Below are 19,449 nucleotides of genomic sequence, written 5' to 3'. Positions count from 1 at the left end.
GCCGGTTGGGCGGCACTGCAGCAGGCCGCGATCAAATTCAACGGCTCAAACAATGGTGCCGTCAATGGGAGAGGAAGCGCTGGCATAAAGCTTGCGCGGCATCCGCCCGGCCAGATAGGCCTCACGACCCGCCTCCACCGCTTTTTTCATCGCCGAGGCCATCAACACCGGGTTCCCTGCCGCCGCAATCGCCGTATTCATCAATATCGCGTCACAACCGAGCTCCATGGCGATGGCGGCATCGGAGGCTGTACCCACCCCGGCATCCACCAGAATCGGCACTCTGGCGTTTTCGAGTATCAACATCAGGTTATAGGGATTACGAATACCCAGCCCGGAGCCGATCAACGATCCCAGGGGCATCACCGCTACGCAGCCCATATCTTCCAGCTCTTTGGCGATCACCGGATCATCACTGGTGTAGACCATCACCTTGAAGCCGTCATCGATCAACTCACGCGCCGCCTTCAGGGTTTCGGTCACATGGGGAAACAGGGTTTTCTGGTCAGCCAGAACCTCCAGCTTGACCAGATCATGACCATCCATCAGCTCGCGGGCCAGCTTACAGGTACGTACCGCATCCTTAGCATTAAAGCAGCCTGCAGTATTGGGCAGGATGGTGTACTTGTCGGGTGAAATCACGTCAAGCAGGTTGGGCTCGTCCGGATTCTGGCCGATGTTGGTTCGACGCACCGCCACGGTGACGATTTCCGCCCCACTGGTTTCGATCGCCTCGCGGGTCTCATCCAGGTCCTTGTATTTACCGGTACCCACCAACAGTCGGGAAGAATAGGTTGTGCCGGCAATTACCAGCGGAGAGTCTTGTCGCTGCTCAGTCATCAATCAGGTCACTCTGTCCGTACTAAATACTCAACCACCGCCGATGGCATGGACGATTTCCACCCGGTCGGCCGCTCTTAATTCGGTTTGCGGATGCTCACTCTTGGGCAGAATTTCCAGGTTGTACTCCACCGCTACCCGCTTGTCGGCCAGCCCCAGATCCACCAGCAGGGCGCTGATGGTCAGCCCTGCTTCGGCCTCGTAGGGCTCGCCGTTCAGTTCAATCTTGATCACGTTCACCTCGCCTGCCTGAAGCCGATCCAGGCCAACCACAACCATCCCGCCAGCATCAACAAACCGCCCAGCGGAGTGAGCCACGCCACCCAGCGCAGCTCGGTCAGGCAGAGTATATACAAACTGCCACTAAAAATACCGACTCCCACAGTCAACAAAAGCGTCACCGCGCACAGCGACACCCATTGCCGGGTCAGTGTCGCCACCAGCAGCAGCCCCAGTCCGTGATAACCCAGATAGCGGGTCGCGGTGGCAAAGGTGGTGGCCTCGCTGGGCGACAGCACGCCCTTGAGGGCATGGGCGCCAAACGCCCCCAGCCCCACCGACAGCGCCGCCATCAAGGCACCGGCTATCAGGGCGAAACGGAACGGGGTAACGGGGGTGGTCATCAGCTGGCTGCTCGCTGCATCGCCGGCAGGGAAGAGCCGGTGCAAAAACAAACACGCCGGGACAAGCCCGGCGTGGATCAGGGTAGGGGTGATCAGATCACCATCAGCGCTTTCACTTTCTTCATCGCGCTTTTCTCCAACTGGCGGATCCGCTCGGCAGACACCTGGTACTCCGCCGCCAGTTCATGCAGGGTTGCCTTCTCTTCCGACAACCAGCGCTGAACCAGAATATTGCGGCTGCGGTCATCGAGGGTTTCGATCGCGCTTTGCAGCTTGTCGTTGGACTGCTGACCCCATTGGGCGTCTTCCAGCAGTCGTGCCGGGTCGGCGCGCTGATCTTCCAGATAGTAAGCCGGCGCCTTGTAAGCTTCGTCGCTGTCGTCGTCAACACCCGCGTCGAAGGCGGCATCCTGCGCACTCAGACGGCGTTCCATCTCGCGCACCACCTTGGGCTCGACGCCGAGATCTTCGGCCACTGCATGCACTTCGTCGTTGGTGAACCAGCCCAGGGTTTTCTTGGCGCTGCGCAGGTTGAAGAACATCTTGCGCTGGGCCTTGGTGGTCGCCACCTTGACGATCCGCCAGTTGCGCAGAATAAACTCGTGCATTTCGGCCTTGATCCAGTGCACCGCAAAGGAGACCAGCCGCACGCCGACTCGGGGGTCAAAGCGCTTGACCGCCTTCATCAGGCCCACGTTGCCCTCCTGAATCAGGTCTGCCTGGGACAGGCCATAGCCGGAGTAGCTCTTGGCGATATGCACGACAAAACGCAGGTGCGCCATAACCAGCTGCCGCGCTGCCTCCAGGTCTTCCTGATAAAACAGCCGCTCAGCCAGTTCGCGCTCCTGCTCAACGGTAAGCACCGGAATAGCACTGACAGTTTGGATGTAACCTTCAAGGTTACGGCCAGGACTCATCAGATCTACAGGTTGTAACGAGGTACCCATCGTCTCTCCGTATTACTCACTTTGTGGACCGATGATATGGACCGTCGGCACGATTCCGAGTTCCATTCAACGATCCGGCTGCTGCATCGGACCGAATAGTTTAGCGACCTAACTTACCCCAGGCAACCACTCGGTTTTAGCGACTGATTTCAGCCTCCAGTCTGCCCAACAGATCGATCACCACCCGGCTGGCATCCTCCATGCGCGACAACGCGTCCACCGCACCGTTCGCATCGTTGTCCGCCATCAGGCGCAGCGCCTCCAAACCGTGCTGATGCACCATCCGGTGAGGCTCGTCGAGGGACTGGAACGCGGCGATATCGGCATACAGCGCACCGCCGTCGCCGTCGAAATACCATTTGCCCAGGCGACACTGGGTGTGGTCGGCAAAGTCGCTGATGCTCTTCTGGCTCTCGTCCATCAGCACCTTGTAGACCTCGGTCTTCCACACCACGTGGTCCAGCTTGACGGTTTCAATAAAGGAGTTGGCCGCGCTGCGGCCGACGATGGCGTGCATCCGGCGCGACAGCTCCAGTACCTGGTCAACGGTCTGGTTGACCTCGGCGGTGGATTTAACCAGCTCCGCGCTCTGTTCGGCCATGCCGCTGATATCCGAGTTGGCCACGGTGGTGCGTTCGCTGATGCTGGTGACCAGACGTGAGATCTCGGCGCTGGCGCTGCTCGCTTTCTGCGCCAATGATCGAACCTCATCCGCCACCACCGCAAAACCGCGCCCCTGCTCACCGGCGCGGGCGGCTTCAATTGCCGCATTCAGAGCCAGTAGATTGGTCTGCTCGGAGATCTCCGAAATCACTCCGACGAAGCGTGAAATTTCCCCGGCCGGTCCCTGCAGCTGCTGCAGATGTTCGCTATTACGCTCGGCGTCCGCTGCAATTCCCTGCAGGCTGCCCTCGATGGTGGAGAGCACCGTGGAGCTGCGGTCGAACATCGCCTGGGCATCCTTGAGCTGGTGGCGTTCCTCCTGCAGCTCGCCGGCGGTATGTGCCATGCTTTCGCGCACGTCGAACACCGCCTCTGAACCGGAAAACCAGAGTTTGTGCACCCGTCTCTGGCGTGTCTCATGGTCGGCGTCAAGTTGCGCCTGTTGGGTCAACGCCTGTTGCTCCAGACGCGCTATTTCAGCGCTTCTGGCGGCATTCTCCTGTTCCGCGGCGGCCAGCCGGTCACGTAGTTCGGCGATCTCCTGCTTCAACTTCGACGTTCCGAACACAGCAAGCTCCTTGGTAGCTGACAACAAATGAAAAGAGAGATGTTAGCGGGGCTCAATGGCCGCCAGATGACGCACCACCGCCAGCCAGGCACCAGCAACCCCGAGCAGAATGGCGAACAGCAGCATCGACAACGCCCCTGCTATCCCTAGTCCCGACAGTTCGAAGCTGCCGGGATAGAGACCGATCAATTCACTCAGAGTAGTGCCGAGATATAACAGAATCAACTGAATTAAGCACCATGCCAGCAAGCCTGCGCCCAGCCCGTACCAGAAGCCGGTATAAAGGAAAGGCCGGCGTACAAAAGCGTCGGTGGCGCCCACCAGTTTGACCACCACGATCTCGTCGCGACGGTTCTCGATCTCAAGCCGAATGGTATTACCCACCACCAGCAGCATCCCCAGACCCAGCAGCCCGCCCAGTACCCAGGCCAGACTGCGGGCAAAGGCGATGATTGCGCGCAGACGATCCACCCAGGCAAGGTCCAGCACCACCTCGGCAACGCCATCGACCGCTTCCAGCAAGGTCGCCAGTTGCTGCAACTGCTGTGGCTGGCGGTAACCGGCGTCCGGCTCCACCAGAATCACCGCAGGCAACGGATTGTGATCAAGCAGGCCAAGGGTATCGCCGAGGCCCGAGTACTGCTTGAACTCCGCCAGCGCGTCGGCCTTGGACAGGTACAGCGTGGACGCTATCTGCGAATTATCCACCAGCTGCGCCGACAACGCCTGACCCTCGGCCTCACTCAGGCCGGCATCGAGAAACAGCGTCATTTCACCGGCCCCACGCCATTGCTCGCTCAGCCCCTGGGCGTCCTGCAGCCCCACCAGCATCACCGACGGCAGGGTCAGCGCAATCGCCATCACCATCAGTGTCATTAGCGTGGCCAGCGGCTCCGCCAGCAGTCGCTGCAGCGAACTGACCAGCACCTCGCGATGGTGAGCCAGATAGCCACGTCCGCGGTCACCCACGGCCACCTTGTGACGTTCGGCGCTGCCCCGGCCAGAGTTGCGTAGCGGTTGCTTAGCCATGGGTCAGCAACCTCCCCTGGTCCAGCACCAGACGGCGGTAGGGTAGCCGCGATATCAGGTCGAGATCGTGGCTGGCCACCAACACCGACACCCCCACCTGATTGAACTGATGAAACAGCCCCATGATGTCGGCCGACAACTCCGGGTCGAGGTTGCCGGTAGGCTCGTCGGCCAGCAACAGCTTGGGTTTGTTGACGATGGCGCGGGCGATACCCACCCGCTGCTGCTCACCGCTGGAGAGCCGAATCGGGTTGAGCTTCTCTTTGCTCAACAGCCCCACCTTATCCAGTGCGGCACGCACCCGGCGGCCGATATCGTCACCATCGAAGCCACCGATCTTCAGCGGCAGTGCCACGTTTTCGTATACCGAGCGGTCAAACAGCAACTGGTGGTTCTGAAACACCACCCCGATCTTGCGCCGGTGAAAGGGGATCTGGCGCGAGACCATGCGATTGAGGTTCTGTTCGTCGACCCACACCTGGCCCTGACTGGCACGCTCCATCAGGATGATCAGTTTCAGCAGCGTGCTTTTACCGGCCCCCGAGTGACCGGTCAGGAACGCCATCTCGCCCGCACCGAGGCGGAAGCTGACCTGCTTCAGCGCCTCGAATCCGGTGTGGTAACGCATGCTGACGTTGTCGAAGCTGATCATGCGGCCTCCCCGTTCGCCTAGTCGGCGAACAGCGCTTCGATAAACTCGCCTGCGTCGAACGGACGCAGATCGTCGATCTGCTCACCCACGCCGATGAAGCGGATCGGAATCCCCTGCGACTTGGCGATCGCAAAGATGATGCCGCCCTTGGCGGTACCGTCCAGCTTGGTCAGGCTGATGCCGGTAACACCTACCGATTCGCGGAACAGCTGCGCCTGGCTGAGGGCGTTCTGACCGGTGCCGGCATCCAGCACCAGCATCACCTCGTGGGGGGCGGTCGCGTCGAGCTTTTGCATCACCCGCACCACCTTTTCCAGTTCCGCCATCAGGTTGGCCTTGTTCTGCAGCCGGCCGGCGGTGTCGGCGATCACCACATCGATCCCTTTGGCCTGCGCCGACTGCACCGCGTCAAAGATCACCGAGGCGCTGTCGGCACCGGTGTGCTGGGCCACCACCGGCACCTGGTTACGCTCACCCCACACCTGCAACTGCTCCACCGCTGCCGCACGGAAGGTATCGCCGGCGGCCAGCATCACTGAGCGACCCTCGGCCTGGAAGCGCTTGGCCAGCTTGCCGATGGTGGTGGTCTTGCCAACGCCGTTCACGCCGACCATCAGAATCACGTAGGGCTGTTTGCTACCGTCGATCTCCAGCGCACCGCTGCGACCGTCGAGCAGATTGGCCAGCTCCTCTTTCAGCGCCGCTTTGAGCGCTTCACCGTCCTTGAGCTGGTTACGCTGCAAGCGTTCGGTGAGACTGTCGATGATGGCGGTGGTAGCGTCGACACCCACGTCAGCCATCAGCAACTGGGTTTCGATCTCTTCCAGCAGGTCTTCGTCGATCGCTTTGCTGACCCCGAACAGTTCCGCCAGTCCACCGGTCAGGTTGGCCTTGGTCCGGCTAAGCCCCTGCTTGATCCGCCCGAACAGCCGCACTTTGCGCTCCTCCGGCGCCTCTGCCGGCTCAGGCTCAGGCTCAGGCTCAGGCTCAGGCTCAGGCTCAGGCTCAGGCTCAGGCTCAGGCTCAGGCTCAGGCTCAGGCTCAGGCTCAGGCTCAGGCTCAGGCTCTATAGTAGCCTGCTCCACCGCCGGTTGTTCGGCAACCTCGGCGACCGGCTCAGCGGTCGGTTCGGATTCCGGCTCAGCGTCGGCCTCTGTGTCCTTCGCAGGTTCGGGCTGCGGTTCGGCTTCAGCTAGTGATTGCGGGGTTTCCGGCGCGGGCTCAGCCGCGGGCCTTGCCGCGGACGAAGCGTCGGCCTTGGGCGTTTCAGGCTGAGACTCCGGTTGCTCGGAGAGCTCGGTATCGGCCTTGCCGCCCGAGGTCAGCCACCAGCCACCCAGCAGCACAATCAACAGGGCCAGACCGCCCATCACGTAGGGAAACACTTCGGGCCCGCCGAGGGCCTGAATCAGCTCATTCATCGACTCAAGAATCCGTTACTGAAATTGCATTAACGCCGGCGACCGGTGGCCAAAGGGATCGCGCCAACGCTCCATGGCCACACCGACAAAACAGCCGCAGATCTTAGCATGAAGGGGCCCTTGAGGGTTACACTCTGGCCAACCAAGGAGTCACCCCCATGAGTTCGCGCAAGCCCCTGTTCAGCCGCCAACAACTGAACTGGATCATCATCATCCTGACCATCGTCATCGCCCTGCTGTCGCTCTCCTCGCCGTCAGTCAGCTGGCCGACCCTGCAGCGCCAGACGCTGGCGGAGGTGCCGCTACTGAGTCCGGCCGAACCCGCCGAACATCCGGATCTGCTGCGGCTGGTTCTGCTGCTGCCCCCCTATCTCGACGCCGACGCACCGCTGGCCGCCAGCCTCGAACAGCTGCTGGCCACGCAACTAAGCGCCCAGCCGCTGCCGGGACTGATCCAGCGCCACCGGCTGCCGGATCGGCTGCGCCTGACCCTGCGGCTGCAACCGGACAACGCAATCGATGCCCTGCTCGACGCGCTGGCCCGCCGCCCCGATCCCGCCACCCTGGCCGAGGCGCAGCGCCGGCTGACCGCCGCCCGCCGTCTGGCCGACCACCAGCCACTGCCCGGCGCCTGGCCTGATCACCCGGCCAACGAGGACAGCCTGGAGCAACTCTACGGCAACTGGATCAGCCGCGCCCAGCTACGCCTGATCGCGGCACGCCCGCTGACAGAACAGGAGCGCAACCACTGGCAACAGGGGCTGCAGCGACTGGCGATCGGTACCCCCTGGCCGTCAACCCCACCACGCCTGCCAGCATCAACCCAGCGTAGCGCGCCGCAAACCGAACACCTGCTGCAAGTGCAGCGTGACCTGCCGGGCCGCCATGCGCCGGACTACGATCCGACCCTGCTGGCAGTACAGTGGTTGCAGCAGCACGCCGCCCGTGCGGGGGTGACACTGGATTGGCAGCCCCGGCGCGAGCGCAGCCGCCTGACCCTGAGCTATCGCGGCGACACCGCCATCGAACCTGACCGGCTGCTGCAACAGCTGGCACAGGTCGCCCGGAGTAACGACAGCGACGTTGCAGCGATGACCGACAAACTGCAGCAGCGTCTGCATGCCAGTCTCAGCCAGCCGCTGGGCTATCTCGACCTGCTGGAAACCATCGCCACCTACGAACTGCCATTGGACGCACTACCGCGCTTTGCCGCTACAATAGAACGCTTCGACGACGCCAGCCTTCAACGCCAACTCGGTGAACTGCTGAACCCGGCGGCGTATCAAACCTATCGACTCAGCCCGCTGTCCCAGGAGCCATAGAATCATGCCCCGTAAACCCGCCCGCCGACCCGCCGCCAGCAATCAACTGCGTATCATCGGTGGCGAATGGCGCGGCAGAAAGCTGAGCTTTCCCACCATCGACGGCCTGCGCCCGACCCCGGACCGGATCCGCGAGACCCTGTTCAACTGGCTGCAACTGGATCTGCCCGGTGCCCGCTGCCTCGACCTGTTCAGCGGCAGCGGCGCACTGGGGCTGGAAGCGCTGTCACGCGGAGCTGGCGAAACGGTGTTGGTGGATCGCTCGGGGGAGGTGGTGCGGCAGCTGGAAGTCAATCTGGCACTGCTGAAAGCGAAGCGGGTTCGCGTGGAGCAAGATGCAGCCCAGCGCTGGCTGGAGCGCCACCAGCAGAGCGGTACTCAATTCGATCTGGTGTTTCTCGATCCGCCGTTCCGGCAGGGGATGCTGGAGCCCTGCTGTGCGTTGCTGGAGCAAGGTGGTCTGCTCAGTGATAACGCGATGATCTATATCGAAGCGGAAAAAGAGCTGCGCCAGCTGCCTGTGCCGGCCAACTGGATCCAGCATCGGCAGAAGAGCGCGGGTCAGGTCAGCTGCTATCTCTATCGCCGCGGCGGAGAGGTTGACGGTTAAGGTTTGTGCCGACAGGTGGAATGGCTCATATCGGCGCGGAGCGGACATCTGAGATTGCTTCTATAAACGGTGTTTCAATCTCCTTCCACTGCAATCAGATGGTCTTTGTTCCGCCCACCCGGGCGGGTCACTTTTTGTCCGTCGTGACAAAAAGTAACCAAAAAACACTCGCCCACAAAAGCCGCCCTACGGGACCGGCGCGCTGAACGCCCTTGAGGGGCACAACAGAATGGCCGTCCCTGGCCATACTGTTGTGGCTGCGGCCATCCGGGCCTTGCCCCTGACGGGCTGAAACCCTCAAGAGCGCCCAGTGCTCGTCGTCTTTCGGAGGGCCGGGGGTGCCAGCCGCACTCCGGGTGCCGTTAGCTGCTTTTCGGGCTCGAGTAAGAATGCGGTAATCCGGCTGCGAGTTAGCCCCTTTGGAGCCGATGAGCACGGTGACGGGGATTCGATCAGGCCCGCGCAAAGCGCGGGGCGAGGCATGGACGCCGAGCCGGATTGCGGCACAGGTATGTGCCGTCCGATCCGCCAGAATCACCGTTGCCGCGCGCAGTGGACCCGTTGGGCGGCGGAACCAGGGGAACATAAGGCACAAGTAGTTCTTTCTTCCCCTGTTCTTTGGAACGTTTGCCAAAGAATAGGGCCGCCCGAGTGGGCGGAACAAAGGCTTTCAAGCAACACAGCAAATGAGCTTCAAACGCCATTGATTGAGTCGCTTCTCAGCCGAGCAAAAACGTCCGCTTCGCGCCGATCTAAGCCATCCCATGGACCCGCACACAACCAAATTCAGGCCCTACTGCACCGGCAGCGCATCATCCAGATAGAGCTGCACCTGCTGGCGTGGGTTATCCAGCGGCTTGAGAATGTCACCGCGCAGCTCGATCACAAAACTCTGCCCCCGGCGAATCGGCCCCTTGATGTGCGCCACCAGTGTCGCCGGCGCGCCATCGGTCTGCTTTACCTGGCCGCCCAGAGAGAGCGACGCCAGCTCTACCTCGCCCATGTATTCGAACCGCAACCGCCAACGATCCGAGGCCGGTCGCTCGTCACTGACCAGATTCAACTGCGCCTGCACATAACGCACAAACGCCGCGTGCTGCTGCTGCCGACGCTCCTCGGTTTTGGCCTGCTCATGCTGTACCAAAGCGCCTAACAAGGTGCTGCCCAACGCCTGCAGACCGCCGCCTTCACCGGCCGCAGCCACGCCCTCGCTGGAACGCTTTTGCCACAGCACATTGTTGGCCAGTAACGCTGCAGCCTCTGGATTGATGCGCCCCTGCTGATAGTAAGCAGTTACTTTCTCGCCAACAGCCCGAGTTTCGGCTTCACGTTCGCTGTTGACCGGGTGGGAGTGGGCGAACAGCGCCCGGCGGTTGCCCTCCGCCTGGTACTGCCGTTGCCAGATGCGGCTGGCAGCCATCGGGTCATAGCCGGCCAGCGCCATATACAGAATGCCGACCCGGTCCGCCTCACGCTCGTTCTCGTGGGTAAAGGCGGCGCGGTAACCGTCACGCTTGACCGAGCCCGAGTTGGCCAGAGTCGCGGCCTGGGTCAGACTCTGCGCCTCGAACACATGGTTGGCCACGGTATGGGCGATCTCGTGCGCCACCACCGCGGCCACCTCACTGTCGTCACTGAGCTGCTGCATCAACCCCAGATGCACCACGATATAGGTGCCCCCGGTGGTAAAGGCGTTGAAGCTGTCACGGTCGATCAGCACCGCATTCCAGCGTTCATTGCGCAGATGGCTGACGCTGTGAACCCGGTCGAAGATGCGGATCAGGCGCTGGTACTGCACCCGGTCCAGGGCCAGGTCCACGGGGCGGCCGGCTTCCTTTTCGGCCGCCAGCAGCTGCTCCACCACCCGGTTGCCGGTGGCGATCTGCTCACTGCGCGAGGCCAGACTGAGGCTGCGCTCGCCGGTGACACGGTCGGTCTCGGAAACCTGATCCGCCAGTTGGTAGAGACCGCGGTCAACGTCCTGCATCACCGAACAACCACCGAGCAGCGCCAGCAAGGCTAGCGGGACAATCGAACCAAAACGGAAAAAGGGAATCTTAAGCAGAGAAAACATGGGGATATCCTTCGAACGTGCAGGCATCGGGCTATATCCATAGTACCTGATTCTATTTGTGCCGCTAGGGCGATTCCGTTAGTATGGCGGCCATTTCGAGCTGTAGCACCGTCGCCGCCGAGCGGCCTGGAGCGAAAACCGTGAACATCGTCGTTTATCCGGGCACCTTTGACCCGATTACCAACGGCCACACCGACCTGGTGGAGCGCGCCGCGCGGCTGTTCGACAAGGTGATCGTGGCCATCGCCGCCAGCCCCAACAAGGCGCCGATGCTGCCGCTGGCAATCCGTGAGCAACTCTGCCGCGATGTGCTCAGCCACCTGCCGCAGGTTGAAGTGGTCGGTTTTACCGGACTGATGACTCAGTTTATGGCCGACAACAACGCCCGCTATCTGCTACGCGGCCTGCGCGCGGTGTCGGACTTTGAGTACGAGTTCCAGCTGGCCAACATGAACCGGGCCCAGTCGCCGGATCTGGAAACCCTGTTTCTGACCCCGGCCGAGAAGCACAGTTTTATCAGCTCCACCCTGATCCGCGAAATCGCGACGCTGGGCGGAGACGTATCCCAGTTTGTCCACCCGCTGGTGGAAAACGCGTTGAAAACACATCTGGCGTCCAGCGCCAGCTAAGCGATAGAAAAGAGGTAGCCGAGCATGGCTTTGATTATTACCGACGAATGCATCAACTGCGACGTGTGTGAGCCGGAGTGTCCTAACGAAGCGATCGCTCCCGGCGACGAAATCTACGAGATCGACCCGGCCAAGTGCACCGAGTGTGTGGGCCACTACGACACCCCGCAGTGCGTGGAAGTGTGTCCGGTAGACTGTATCCCCAAGGATCCGGATCACGAAGAGACCGAAGAGCAGCTGATGGAGAAGTACCACCGTCTGCAGGGCTAAGCCCATCTGACCCGTGGTTATCCACAGCCCGTTACTCGTCTGCGAGTAACCACCGACCGGCCGCATCTAGCGGCCGGTTTTGTTTTGGGCAGACGAGCGATTGATTGCTGGTACGGCTTATCCGTTGACGGCAACGTAGGCCGCGAACAGGCCCCAGGAAATCACCAGCAGCAGCCAGGGCAGCCGCCCGGAACGCACGCGGTCATCCGTGGTGGTATCGGCGGTGATGGCGCTCTCCGCGGCCGGTGAGGCCTCGCGTTTCCGCTGTTTATCCCGCTCGCGGGCGACCGCCTTCTGCTGCTTTTTATACGCCGCGATCCCTTTCTCAATCCCCTGTGCGATCAGTTTGGTCTGCTCTTTGGTTTGCCCCGGTTTCTGGGTGCTGCGGGCGATGGCCATCGCCTCGGCCTGGGTTTGTTCGGAGGGAGGATTGGATTTGTTGTAGCGGGCCATGGGGGATTCTCGGGTGGTGGAGTGGGGGTATTCTCGCCGGTCGTTGAGCCGCTGGCAAACCGCGGGCTTGCTTCGTGGCTTCGTGGCTTCGTGGCTTCGTGGCTTCGTGGCTTCGTGGCTTCGTGGCTTCGTGGCTTGATGGTCGCTGAGTGGCGGCATCTGCCTATCGATATTGCTGGATAGCTTCTGTTCCGCCCACCCAGACGGGTCACTTTTTGTCCGTCGTGACAAAAAGTAACCAAAAAACACTCGCCCACAAAAGCGGCCTTCGGGACCTGCGCGCTGAACGCCCTTGAGGGGCACAACAGAATGGCCATCCTTGGCCATGCTGTTGCGGCGGCGGCCATCCCGGCCTTGCCCCTGCGGGCTTAAACCCTCAAGGGAGCCCAGTGCTCGTCGGCTTTCGAAGGGCCAGGGGTGCCAGCCGCACCTCTGGAATAGTTATCCACAGACCGGTGTAACCACTGAGCGAGGACAACACTGTTACCGATGTCCCTGCACCCAGCTAAACAAACCCGAGAAAAAGCAGCCGATTACTACCCAACACGCCGGCCACGCTCATTCCCCTTTTACGCAGCCGAGCATGGAGCGGAGAATCCGATTAAGGCCCGCAGGGGCGAGCGCTGGATGCGCGACGCGGCGGCAGTATGGCCAGGGACGGCCATTCTGACGGCCCCGGATTCTTCGTTCCACGCGCAGGGAATCGGCGCAGCCGGCAAGTAACCAGGGGCGGTTTTCTTTTGGTTACTTTTCTTTGAGCGCTCAAAGAAAAGTGACGCGCCGAGGGGCGCAATACAGATGGCAAGGCAACAAAGTCGATTAACTATTGCTCCGCTGGTGAAAGCGTCATTAACATTGAGCACGATAATGATTTTTGAACATATGGAGATAGTTGTGGCGTCAGAGAAAGATCTGCATGAAGAGCTATTAAGCCTATACCGACGTACTGGTGAGGCCACAAATTATTGGCCCAACTATTTCTTACGCACCGTTCGCACTGAAGGGGGGTTATCTGTTGCCAAAAAGCTTTTAGGGCCAGGGAAGGTTAGCGCCGGTTTTGACAGATTGATTGAAGCGAAAAGGATGGATCTCTCAGTAGAGAGCATCGCACTGGAGCCAAGATTCTCGCACCTATTCACCAAGCAAGAACTTGAAGTGGCCAAGGATCGCTTGAGTTCCGTAAATGAAGAAGCGTTCCCGAAGCTAAAAACTCCATCTTCTGACATTGACGAAGAAGCTCTCGAATTTCTGGAGGGCCGAGTATGCAAAATTACAGTAAATGCGTATGAGAGAGATCCCCGAGCGAGGGATGCATGCATAAGGCATCACGGAACAGTCTGTGCTGTTTGTCGCCTTAATTTCGAAGACCGTTACGGGGAAATCGGCCGCGGGTTTATCCATGTGCACCACAAGCGGCCGCTATCTGTGTTGGGCGATGAATACAAGGTAAATCCCCAAAAGGACTTAGTGCCAGTTTGTCCAAACTGCCATGCGATGTTACATCGCAGAAATCCGCCCTATGATGTAGAGCAACTTCGCGGCATGCTGAAAAATTTCGAATAAGCGACCCAACAGAATATCCGTGCAGTAAGCTTTGCTATGCGCGAACCGGAGCGTTACCACCCAATCACCACCTTATCCAACCCAAACTCCGCATCCATCCTCTCCCCAATCACATTCCGCCCACACAGGTGATGCGCGTACTGCATATGCAGACAACGCACCTTATCCCAGTGGCGTATCCCGCCGATCCCGTACTGCTCAAACAGCTCGGTGAACCCCAATTCGGCGATGCGGGCGCGATCTGCGTCCGCCATCAACTGCCAGCGCTGAGCCACGTAACCCCGTTGGTCCTCGAGATAGCGTTCCCGTAGCGCCTCGTCGGCCTGCAGATCCGCCTCGATCTCCTTGACCCAGCCAACCGTTTCGATGCGGGCGATGGCCTGATAGAGATCCTGCGAGCAGAGCCAGTAGAGGGTGGGGAAGGGTTGGTCATCCACCAGCGAGCGCATCTGCAGCACCACCGGCACGCCGTCGCTGGTCTGGTGGGCGATGCGGACGATGCCGCGCGGAGTGCGACCCAACTGGGACTGGATGATCTCAAGCTGCTGCGGGGATATTTCTGAGGACACAAATCACCAAAAAGAAGAATCAGATTACTAAGAAGAAAACACTAAGAATACTATTGATCTGTCAATATCTATTTTTGACAGATCAAACTGAACCGTACTGCACCCCGTGGCCGAGCCAGCGGCGGATGATGGCATCGCAGGCCTCGGTGTGGCTCTGCATCTCGCTGGCGACGCCGCGGATCGGGTAGAGCAGGTCGGCGTCGCGTTCCAGATCGGCCACGCGGAACTGCATCATACCGGTCTGGCGGGTGCCAAGCACCTCGCCGGGGCCGCGGATCTCCAGATCCTTTTCGGCGATCCTGAAACCGTCGGTGGTTTCGCGCATCACCCGCAGGCGCTCCTTGCTCTGCTGGCCCAGCGGGTTCTGGTACATCAGCACGCAGTGGCTGACCGCGGTGCCACGCCCAACCCGACCGCGCAGCTGGTGCAGTTGCGCCAGCCCCAGCCGTTCCGGGTTTTCGATGATCATCAGACTGGCGTTGGGCACATCCACCCCCACCTCGATCACGGTGGTGGCCACCAGCAGGTCCAACTGGTGGGCCTTGAAGGCCTCCATTACCGCCGCTTTCTCTTTCGGCTTCATCCGCCCGTGCACCAGCCCCACCTTGAGCTCCGGCAGCTGTTCGGCCAGCTCGGCGGCGGTGCCCTCGGCGGCCTGACACTGCAGCGCCTCGGATTCCTCGATCAGGGTGCAGACCCAGTAGGCCTGCCGGCCCTCGCCGCAGGCGGCGCGCACCCGCTCCACCACCTCCGGACGGCGGCTGTCGGCCACCAGCACGGTGTTGACCGGGGTGCGCCCCGGTGGCAGTTCGTCAATCACCGAGCAGTCGAGGTCGGCGTAGGCGCTCATGGTGAGGGTGCGTGGGATCGGGGTGGCGGTCATGATCAGCTGGTGTGGCAGGCGGCCGTCGTGGCGGCCCTTTTCACGCAGCGCCAAGCGCTGGTGGACGCCGAAGCGGTGCTGTTCGTCCACCACCACCAGCCCCAGCTCGGCAAAATGCACGTCGTCCTGAAACAGGGCGTGGGTGCCCACCACCAGCCGCGCGCTGCCATCACCGATCCGTGCCAGCGCTTCGTCGCGCTTCTTGCCCTTGACCCGTCCGGCCAGCCATTCGATCTCGATTCCGAGCGGTTCCAGCCAGTTGCCGAAGTTGATCAGGTGCTGCTCGGCCAGGATTTCGGTGGGTGCCATCACCGCCGCCTGGTAGCCGGCTTCGATCGCCTGCAGCGCCGCCAGCGCCGCCACCACCGTCTTGCCGGAGCCGACATCGCCCTGCACCAGCCGCAGCATCGGCGTGGGTTGGTGGATATCCCGCGCCACTTCGTCCACCACCCGCTGCTGGGCCCCGGTGAGGGCAAAGGGCAGTTGTTCCATAAATCGCCGGATCAGCTTGCCGTCGCCCTTAAGGGCCGGCGCGCCCTGACGCTGCTGTAGATGACGCAGGCGCTGCAGGCTGAGGTGATGAGCCAGCAACTCCTCAAACGCCAGCCGCTGCTGGGCGGGGTGGCGGCTTTCGCTCAACTGGTGCAGGTCGGCGTCGGTAGGTGGCCGGTGCAGGTAGAGCACCGCATCGTTAAGGGGCATCAACTGGTAGCGCTGCTGCAACCCCTCCGGCAGCCAGTCGCGCAGCCCGCCCTGCTGGGCCAGAATCTCCACCGCCTGTTCACAGAGGCCGCGGATGCGGGTCTGGGTCAGCCCCTCAGTGGCGGGGTAGATTGGTGTCAGCCGCTCCTCCACCGGTGCCTCCGGGTCGGCCACGGCGCGGTATTCCGGGTGGTAGAACTCCAGCCCGGTGCGCCCCGCACGGGCCTCGCCAAAGCAGCGCAGTTCGGTACCGGGCTTGAGGGCGTTCTTCTGCGCCGCGCTGAAATGGTAGAAACGCAGGGTCACCTGGCCACTGCCGTCGCGGAGCCTGACCGCCAGACTGCGGCGCTTGCCGGGGACGATATCGGCGCTGACCACAAAGCCCTGAATCACGCATTCGTCGCCGGGGCGCAGGGTGCCGATGGGCTGAATGCGGGTGCGGTCCTGATAGCGCAGCGGCAGGTGAAACAGCAGGTCCTGCAGGGTGGCAAGGCCAAGGCGTGTGAGTTTTTCCTCCAGCGCCGCCCCCACCCCCTTGAGGCGGGTGACGGCAATCTGGTCGAGGCCGCGCAGCTGCTGGCTATTCAACTCAGGCGGCCCCCTCTGCGCGCACCTGACAGAGGCGGATGCTGTCGATCAGCACGTCGATCGCCTTGGGACGCGGGAAGCTGGCGCGCCAGGCGATCGCCAGGGTGCGCATCGGCTGCGGGGCGCTGAACGGTTTAACCTGCACCGGGCCATCAGCAGGCATATGCTCCACCGCCGACAGCGGTACCACGCTGGCACCGAGGCCGGAGGCCACCATCAGCCGAATGGTTTCCAGCGAGCTGCCCTCGGTCACCAGATGATTGCCCTCGCGGGCGGTGCCGAGGCCGGGGCAGGATTCCAACACCTGATCGCGGAAGCAGTGCCCCTCGCCCAACATCAGCAGGCGGGTCTCCTTGACCTCGGCGGGCGCCACTTGGGGCAGATCCGCCCAGGGGTGATCCCTAGGCAGCAGCAGCATGAAAGGTTCATCGAACAGTGCCCGGGTCAGTACGTCCGGCTCGCTGAAGGGCAGCGCAATGACGATGGCGTCCAGCTCGCCGCGGCGCAGCTTGCCGCGCAGCACTTCGGTGAAGTTTTCCTCCAGATAGAGCGGCATATCCGGGGCAAAGTCGCGAATCCGGGGCACCAGATGGGGGAACAGATAGGGGCCGACGGTGTAGATGGCGCCGAGGCGCAGCGGGCTTTTCAGCTGGTCACGCCCCTCGTGGGCCAACTCCTCCACCGCGCGCGCTTCCTCCAGCACCTTCTGCGCCTGCGCCACCACCCGCTCGCCCACCGGAGTCAGTTGCACCGCGCTCTTGCTGCGTTCGAACAGCGCCACCCCCAGCTCCCCCTCCAGCTTTTTGACCGCGATGCTGAGGGTGGGCTGGCTGACAAAGCAGCGTTCGGCGGCACGGCCGAAATGGCGCTCCTGGGCGAGGGTGACGATGTAACGCAGTTCGGTAAGGGTCATGCGGGCTCCTGCCGGCGGCGGCCCCTTCGGGCGCATCCGCTGTTACACTGCAACAACGACACCTCTGACGGAGGGCCTCCATGGCTACCTTTCTGATCGCCGGTTGCGGTGATATCGGCAGCGGGCTGGCACTGGCGCTGTGCGCCGACGGCCACCGTTGTTACGGGTTAAAACGAGATATTAGTCAACTGCCTGCGCCAATCCAAGGGATTGCCGCCGACCTGTCGCAACCGGAACAGCTCAAAGGGCTGCCCGCGGGTATCGATTATCTGGTCTACGCGGTGGCCGCCGGTGCCTTTGACGCCGCCACCTATCAGGCCGCCTACGTTGACGGCCTGCGCCACCTGCTCACGGCATTGAACGTTCAGGACGCCGCCCTCAAGCGGGTGCTGTTCATCTCCAGCAGTGCGGTCTACCACCAGCAGCAGGGGGAATGGGTTAACGAAGCTTCAGACACCACGCCGCAGAGTTTCTCCGGCAAAGCGATGCTGGCGGCGGAGCGGGTGCTGCATGCGGGGGGATACCCGTCCACCGCGGTCCGCTTTTCCGGTATTTACGGCCCCGGGCGGGAGCGGATCATCAACTGGGTCAAGGCCGGCGTTGGTGCCAGCGAATCGCCCTGCCATTACGGCAATCGCATCCACCGCGAGGATTGCATCGGGGTACTCAAGTTTCTAATCGACCGCGATCTGGCCGGCGAACCGGTCGCCGATCTCTATCTGGCCTCCGACCCCAACCCCGCGCCCTACCACGAGGTACTGGAGTGGCTGCGACAGCAGCTGGAGCTACCCGAGCCCACCCAGCGTGAGGATTTCAGTCTGCGGCTGCGCACCGGCAGCAAACGCTGCCAGCCGGCGCGTTTGCTGGTGGAGGGCTATCGCTTCAAGTATCCGAGTTACCGCGAAGGCTTCGCGGCGATGCTGGAGGCGGAAGGGAGCAACAACTAGGACGTAGCGGGCCGGCTACCAGCCGGCCCGATGAAGGCAACTGCTAGCGATTCAGCACCTGCGCCGCGCGCTTGGCAAAGTAGGTCAGAATGCCGTCAGCACCCGCGCGCTTGATGCAGAGCAGTGATTCCATCATCACCGCCTCTTCGTCCAGCCAGCCGTTCTGTGCCGCCGCCATGTGCATGGCGTACTCGCCGCTAACCTGATAGACAAAGGTGGGCACCATCAGCTCGCTCTTCACCCGCCGCACGATGTCGAGGTAGGGCATCCCCGGTTTGACCATCACCATGTCGGCGCCTTCAGCCAGATCCATCGCCACTTCGTGCAGTGCTTCGTCGCTGTTGGCCGGATCCATCTGGTAGCTGAATTTGTTGCCCTTGCCGAGATTGCCGGCCGAGCCCACCGCGTCACGGAAGGGGCCGTAGTAACTGGAGGCATACTTGGCGGCGTAAGCCAGAATGCGGGTGTTGATATGGCCGCCATCCTCAAGAATATCGCGCACCGCGCCGATACGGCCGTCCATCATGTCGCTCGGAGCCACCACATCGGCACCGGCTTCGGCATGGGACAGCGCCTGCTTGACCAGCGTCTCGACCGTGATGTCATTGAGCACATAGCCCTGCTCGTCGATGATGCCGTCCTGGCCGTGGGTGGTGAACGGATCCAGCGCCACGTCGGTGATCACACCAAGCTCGGGGTAGGCATCCTTGAGCGCCTTGACCGCACGCTGTGCCAGGCCGTCCGGATTATAGGCCTCTTCAGCCAGCAGTGACTTGGCCGACAGCGGGGTTACCGGGAACAGCGCCACCGCCGGCACTCCCAGGCTGACCAGCTCGCCGGCCTCTTTCAGCAGCAGGTCGATACTCAACCGCTCCACCCCCGGCATGGAGGGAACCGCTTCGCGCTGGTTTTCACCTTCAAGCACGAACACCGGGAAAATCAGGTCGTTAGGGGTGAGCACGTTTTCACGCATCAGACGGCGGGAGAAATCGTCACGGCGCATGCGGCGCATGCGGGTTTCGGGAAACAGGCGGTTGTTAATAAAGGTCACGTATCCTTCCTCTGAGGTAGCCCTTGCCCTCGTAAGGGTAATGGCCGACTATGGCAGTTATAGCGGTATCGGCGCATCTTAGCGCAACCGGAGGCGGGCCGCCAAAGTCCCGCAGCAAGGAAGAAGGGTACA

20 protein-coding genes and 1 pseudogene are annotated in these 19,449 nt (G+C 61.9%); 6 read left to right on the top strand and 15 right to left on the bottom strand.

Annotated elements, in window-relative coordinates; all coding sequences use genetic code 11:
* Positions 1–45 precede the first annotated feature (45 nt).
* The 9 genes and pseudogenes from JJQ76_RS12670 to ftsY all read right to left on the bottom strand — a co-directional run bounded on the left by JJQ76_RS12670 (position 46) and on the right by ftsY (position 6,743).
* Positions 46–840 (bottom strand): thiazole synthase, encoded by a 795-nt coding sequence (locus JJQ76_RS12670; RefSeq protein WP_210397226.1) that lies wholly within the window; start codon positions 838–840, stop codon positions 46–48.
* Positions 841–870: 30 nt separating this feature from the next.
* Positions 871–1,074 carry a sulfur carrier protein ThiS gene (thiS, locus tag JJQ76_RS12665; RefSeq protein ID WP_343232536.1) on the bottom strand — a complete coding sequence of 68 codons (204 nt, stop codon included), beginning with the start codon at positions 1,072–1,074 and terminating at the stop codon, positions 871–873.
* 2 nt (positions 1,075–1,076) lie between these two features.
* The gene (locus JJQ76_RS12660; RefSeq protein ID WP_210397225.1) at positions 1,077–1,463 is read right to left on the bottom strand and encodes a DUF423 domain-containing protein; all 387 of its coding nucleotides are present in this window, start codon (positions 1,461–1,463) and stop codon (positions 1,077–1,079) included.
* A gap of 92 nt (positions 1,464–1,555) precedes the next feature.
* Positions 1,556–2,410 carry an RNA polymerase sigma factor RpoH gene (rpoH, locus tag JJQ76_RS12655; protein WP_210397224.1) on the bottom strand — a complete coding sequence of 285 codons (855 nt, stop codon included), beginning with the start codon at positions 2,408–2,410 and terminating at the stop codon, positions 1,556–1,558.
* 136 nt (positions 2,411–2,546) lie between these two features.
* Positions 2,547–2,927: a CZB domain-containing protein gene (locus JJQ76_RS18345; protein ID WP_425515235.1), complete on the bottom strand. Its 381-nt coding sequence runs from the start codon at positions 2,925–2,927 to the stop codon at positions 2,547–2,549.
* Between the two features lie 45 nt (positions 2,928–2,972).
* Positions 2,973–3,224 (bottom strand): annotated as a pseudogene (locus JJQ76_RS18340) (methyl-accepting chemotaxis protein); the annotation flags it as partial.
* A 459-nt stretch (positions 3,225–3,683) separates the two neighbouring features.
* Complete coding sequence (ftsX, locus tag JJQ76_RS12645) at positions 3,684–4,670, bottom strand: permease-like cell division protein FtsX (RefSeq protein WP_210397222.1); 987 nt, start codon at positions 4,668–4,670, stop codon at positions 3,684–3,686.
* Positions 4,663–5,322 carry a cell division ATP-binding protein FtsE gene (gene ftsE / locus JJQ76_RS12640; RefSeq protein ID WP_210397221.1) on the bottom strand — a complete coding sequence of 220 codons (660 nt, stop codon included), beginning with the start codon at positions 5,320–5,322 and terminating at the stop codon, positions 4,663–4,665. Before ftsE ends, ftsX begins: the two co-directional genes overlap by 8 nt.
* A 17-nt stretch (positions 5,323–5,339) precedes the next feature.
* A complete protein-coding gene (gene ftsY, locus JJQ76_RS12635) occupies positions 5,340–6,743 on the bottom strand; it encodes a signal recognition particle-docking protein FtsY (protein ID WP_246480733.1) in 1,404 nt (467 codons plus the stop codon).
* A gap of 158 nt (positions 6,744–6,901) precedes the next feature.
* On the opposite strand from ftsY, the gene JJQ76_RS12630 reads away from it, so the two are divergent.
* Together JJQ76_RS12630 and rsmD are read left to right on the top strand one after the other, a co-directional pair.
* Complete coding sequence (locus tag JJQ76_RS12630; protein WP_210397220.1) at positions 6,902–8,065, top strand: hypothetical protein; 1,164 nt, start codon at positions 6,902–6,904, stop codon at positions 8,063–8,065.
* A gap of 4 nt (positions 8,066–8,069) precedes the next feature.
* A complete protein-coding gene (gene rsmD / locus JJQ76_RS12625; protein ID WP_210397219.1) occupies positions 8,070–8,675 on the top strand; it encodes a 16S rRNA (guanine(966)-N(2))-methyltransferase RsmD in 606 nt (201 codons plus the stop codon).
* A gap of 793 nt (positions 8,676–9,468) precedes the next feature.
* Here rsmD and JJQ76_RS12620 read toward each other — a convergent pair.
* Positions 9,469–10,749, bottom strand: a complete 1,281-nt coding sequence (locus tag JJQ76_RS12620) for a M48 family metallopeptidase (RefSeq protein ID WP_210397218.1) — start codon at positions 10,747–10,749, stop codon at positions 9,469–9,471.
* Positions 10,750–10,889: 140 nt separating this feature from the next.
* On the opposite strand from JJQ76_RS12620, the gene coaD reads away from it, so the two are divergent.
* Both coaD and JJQ76_RS12610 read left to right on the top strand, forming a co-directional pair.
* Positions 10,890–11,378, top strand: coding sequence for a pantetheine-phosphate adenylyltransferase (gene coaD, locus JJQ76_RS12615; protein ID WP_210397217.1), 489 nt, complete (start codon positions 10,890–10,892; stop codon positions 11,376–11,378).
* Between the two features lie 24 nt (positions 11,379–11,402).
* Positions 11,403–11,648, top strand: a complete 246-nt coding sequence (locus JJQ76_RS12610; RefSeq protein ID WP_210397216.1) for a YfhL family 4Fe-4S dicluster ferredoxin — start codon at positions 11,403–11,405, stop codon at positions 11,646–11,648.
* Positions 11,649–11,765: 117 nt separating this feature from the next.
* Here JJQ76_RS12610 and JJQ76_RS12605 read toward each other — a convergent pair whose 3' ends face one another.
* Positions 11,766–12,101 carry a DUF2956 domain-containing protein gene (locus JJQ76_RS12605; RefSeq protein ID WP_210397215.1) on the bottom strand — a complete coding sequence of 112 codons (336 nt, stop codon included), beginning with the start codon at positions 12,099–12,101 and terminating at the stop codon, positions 11,766–11,768.
* A 798-nt stretch (positions 12,102–12,899) separates the two neighbouring features.
* Here JJQ76_RS12605 and JJQ76_RS12600 point away from each other — a divergent pair.
* The gene (locus tag JJQ76_RS12600; protein WP_210397214.1) at positions 12,900–13,664 is read left to right on the top strand and encodes an HNH endonuclease; all 765 of its coding nucleotides are present in this window, start codon (positions 12,900–12,902) and stop codon (positions 13,662–13,664) included.
* A 53-nt stretch (positions 13,665–13,717) separates the two neighbouring features.
* Here JJQ76_RS12600 and JJQ76_RS12595 read toward each other — a convergent pair whose 3' ends face one another.
* The 3 genes from JJQ76_RS12595 to JJQ76_RS12585 form a co-directional block, all read right to left on the bottom strand.
* Complete coding sequence (locus tag JJQ76_RS12595; protein WP_343232535.1) at positions 13,718–14,233, bottom strand: DUF501 domain-containing protein; 516 nt, start codon at positions 14,231–14,233, stop codon at positions 13,718–13,720.
* An 82-nt stretch (positions 14,234–14,315) separates the two neighbouring features.
* The gene (gene recG, locus JJQ76_RS12590; protein ID WP_246480710.1) at positions 14,316–16,406 is read right to left on the bottom strand and encodes an ATP-dependent DNA helicase RecG; all 2,091 of its coding nucleotides are present in this window, start codon (positions 16,404–16,406) and stop codon (positions 14,316–14,318) included.
* Position 16,407: 1 nt separating this feature from the next.
* Positions 16,408–17,319, bottom strand: coding sequence for a hydrogen peroxide-inducible genes activator (locus JJQ76_RS12585; RefSeq protein ID WP_210397213.1), 912 nt, complete (start codon positions 17,317–17,319; stop codon positions 16,408–16,410).
* Between the two features lie 80 nt (positions 17,320–17,399).
* Between JJQ76_RS12585 and JJQ76_RS12580 the strand changes: the two genes are divergently transcribed.
* Entirely contained in the window at positions 17,400–18,266 is an 867-nt protein-coding gene (locus JJQ76_RS12580; protein WP_210397212.1) for an SDR family oxidoreductase, read from the top strand.
* 43 nt (positions 18,267–18,309) lie between these two features.
* On the opposite strand, the gene hemB is transcribed toward JJQ76_RS12580, so the two are convergent.
* Positions 18,310–19,317: a porphobilinogen synthase gene (hemB, locus tag JJQ76_RS12575; RefSeq protein WP_210397211.1), complete on the bottom strand. Its 1,008-nt coding sequence runs from the start codon at positions 19,315–19,317 to the stop codon at positions 18,310–18,312.
* Positions 19,318–19,449: the final 132 nt, after the last annotated feature.

This window comes from Motiliproteus sediminis, assembly GCF_017912535.1.
Lineage (GTDB): Bacteria > Pseudomonadota > Gammaproteobacteria > Pseudomonadales > Balneatricaceae > Motiliproteus > Motiliproteus sediminis.
The sequence above is the reverse complement of the archived record's forward strand: the minus strand, read 5'-3'. Positions and strand labels throughout refer to the sequence as shown.